General features: G+C 61.8%; 3 protein-coding genes. 1 reads left to right on the top strand and 2 read right to left on the bottom strand.

Annotated features, from left to right (window positions below):
* Positions 1-163: 163 nt before the first annotated feature.
* A complete protein-coding gene (locus HX846_RS33845) occupies positions 164-1294 on the top strand; it encodes an AGE family epimerase/isomerase (protein ID WP_178967112.1) in 1131 nt (376 codons plus the stop codon).
* On the opposite strand, the gene HX846_RS33840 is transcribed toward HX846_RS33845, so the two are convergent.
* Positions 1266-2171 carry a cation diffusion facilitator family transporter gene (locus tag HX846_RS33840; RefSeq protein ID WP_008439079.1) on the bottom strand — a complete coding sequence of 302 codons (906 nt, stop codon included), beginning with the start codon at positions 2169-2171 and terminating at the stop codon, positions 1266-1268. The genes HX846_RS33845 and HX846_RS33840 overlap by 29 nt on opposite strands.
* A 209-nt stretch (positions 2172-2380) precedes the next feature.
* A partial coding sequence (locus HX846_RS33835) for an SDR family NAD(P)-dependent oxidoreductase (protein WP_178967111.1) occupies positions 2381-3007 on the bottom strand: 627 nt, incomplete at its 5' end.

Here is a 3007-nt window from a genome sequence, read left to right as displayed (position 1 = left end):
CCCCTTCGCGAGCAAGCCCGCTCCCACAGTCGACTGCATTCCAACAATGGAACTCGATCGAATGTGGGAGCGGGCTTGCTCGCGAAGGCGGCAGTAAAGACAACACCGATCCCAAGCCTGATACCATGTCGCGCAAACACCCCTGCCGTGACGACGCCAGCCGATGCCCATCGCTCCAAGCTCCGCCCTCAAGCCTCAATTGACCGCCGTGTTGACGCACTTCCACGACCTGATCGTGCCGCTCTGGCAAGGCCCGGGCTGGAATGCCGACCTGGCGCTGCCCTATGAGGCCCTGGACGCCGATCATCGGCCTTTGCCCCCGCAACGCTATCGCGCCATGGCCTGCGCACGGCAGTTGTACCTGTTTGCCAGCCTGATCGGTGAACCCGGCGCAGCCTTTGCCGAGGAGCGCGCCGCCGCGTTGTTCCGTTCCCTGCAACGGCACTTCCACGACGCCGAGCACGGCGGCTGGTTCTACAGCATCGACGCCCACGGCAAGCCGCTGGATAAGCGCAAGGACCTCTACACACACGCCTTCATCATCTTCGCCTGCGCCCACTATTGGGCCAAGGTACGTGAATCGCTGGTGGAATCGGTACTCGACGCCGCCCTGGAAGTGGTCACCGAACGCTTCGCCACCGGCGACGGCCTGTACGAAGCGGTGCTGGAGCGTAACTGGTCATCCCTCAAGTCTGGCCCTCTGCAAAACCCGTTGATGCACCTGGCCGAAGGCTTCCTCGCCACGCTGGCCGTGCGTGAAGACGCCGTCACCCAGGACGCATTGCTGGACTTGGCCAACGCCATGCAAAAGCGCTTCATCGACCGCCAACACGGGGTGATGATGGAAAAACCGCTGGGTGCTGTGGATAACTGGTTTGAACCGGGGCATCAGTTCGAATGGTTTTTCCTGCTGGAATCTTCGGATTTGCTGCGGGGCACACCGCTGCACACATCGCTGAACAAAGCGTTCACCTATGCCGAGCAAAAGGGTGTGGATAACGCTACCGGTGCGGTCAGCGGCATGCTCGCCCTGGACGGCAGCGTGCGCGACGGCACCCAGCGCATCTGGGCCCAGGCCGAATACCTGCGGGCGCTGACCTTGCGGCCCGACAGTGAAGCCGTGCTGCAACGCCAATTGCTGGCGCTGCAACAACGCTTCCTGCACGACAAAGGCTGGAATGAGTGCCTGGATGCCAAGGGGCACGTGAGCCGGCGGGACATGCCGTCGACCACGCCTTACCACTTGGCGACGTGCTACCTGGGCCTTACGCAATCCATTTGCGGTCCCCGGTAAAACTGATCGTCAGCCAGCGGGCCGCGTCGGGCTTGCCCAACCCTGTGGATATTTCTTCGCGCAGCCCGTCCAGGGTGGCGACGTTATCCACCGGGTAATCCGCCGGCAGCACCACATGAATCTCGATAAACCGCGCCCGCCCGTGCTTCTGCACGTAGGACACGTAATCATCGAAACCATGCCTGGCCACGACCGCCTCCATCACTTCGCGCACTTTGCCGTCCAGTTGGTCCGGCACAATCCCCAACACGTCGCGTAGCGCCGGGCGCAGGATCTTGAAGGCCGGCGCCAGCATGCTCAACGCCAGCAGGATCAGGATCAACGGGTCCACATACACCGCCCACTGCCCATAGCCCTGGGACTTGAGCAACAGCGCCGCCAGGAAGCTCACCAGCAGCCCCACCGACAGCATCGCGTCCACCAACCAACTGATGTTGTCGAACTGGATCAGCGACGACTTGAGCGTGCGATTGCGGTAACGCACGTAGAAGAAATAGGCGAACTCGACGACGGTAAACACCGCCGCATAGATGATCACCAGACCCAACTCGATATCGCGCCCGCCATTGATAATGCCGAACACGCCGTTGAGAAACGCGTAGATGGCGATCAACAGCAGGAAACTGCCCTCGATCAGCAGCACCATGGGCTCCAGGTGCCAGTAGCCGAACTGGAAACGTTCGTTGCTTTTCTTGGCGATCAGCTTGGCCGTGATCAGCATCAGCACCTTGATGGCGGTGGCGATCAGCGAGAAAAAGCCGTCGAATAAAATCGATTGGGCGCCCGACACCACCCCTGTGACAATCCCGGCGATCGCCACGGCGAACATCAGGATGGTCGATTGTTTGAGCAGCGACTGCTCACCTCGGTTACTCACATATCCTCCTGTCAAAACCTTTGAACCGCACAGCGCGGCGGGGTTTTCAGGGGTGGAGTGTACCTTATGTCCTGTTTTGGCCGATTTGCTGCATTTTCCAGGCTGACAAAAAACCTGTGGCGAGGGAGCTTGCTCCCGCTGGGGCGCGGAGCGGCCCTGGCTTTTTTGGGGCCGCTTCGCNNCTCCCTCGCCACAACAGCTCGACGAACTTAGCCCTTGGCGCCACGCTCAATCGCAAACCCGGCCCAGGTCTGGCTCACTGGCATCAGCTCCAGGCGGTTGATGTTCACGTGTGCCGGGGTGTTAAGCACCCAGAAGATCGTATCCGCAATGTCCTGCGGCTGGATCGGCTCGGCACCGGCATAAGTCGCGTCATAACGCGCCTGGTCACCGGCAAAGCGCACCAGCGAGAACTCACTCTCACACAGGCCCGGCTCGATGTTGGTCACGCGCACGCCGGTGCCCTGCAGGTCGCAACGCAGGTTCAGCGAGAACTGTTTGACGAAGGCCTTGGTGCCGCCATACACGTGGCTGCCCGGGTACGGGTAGCTGCCGGCAATGGAACCGAGGTTGATGATGCCAGCGCCACGGCCGTGGGCGATCAGGCGCGGCAACAGCAGGCTGGTGGTGGTCAGCAGGCCCTTGATGTTGGTGTCGACCATGGTTTCCCAATCGTCGAGGCTGCACTTCGGCGCAGGGTCGGTGCCCACCGCCAGGCCGGCGTTGTTGATCAGCCCGCGCAGCGTGGCAAAGGACGGCGGCAGGTTCGCGATCGCCTCTTCCATGGCCTTGCGGTCACGCACGTCCACCACCAGGCCGAGCACTTCGGTCTGCTT

Source organism: Pseudomonas sp. K5002 (genome assembly GCF_013386655.1).
GTDB lineage: Bacteria > Pseudomonadota > Gammaproteobacteria > Pseudomonadales > Pseudomonadaceae > Aquipseudomonas.
This window is presented reverse-complemented; position numbering and strand designations above follow the sequence as displayed.

What these genes read in the sequence shown, in the direction of transcription:
- HX846_RS33845 (WP_178967112.1), top strand. Translation starts at nt 164, where the DNA reads ATGCCCATCGCTCCAAGCTCCGCCCTCAAGCCTCAATTGACCGCCGTG.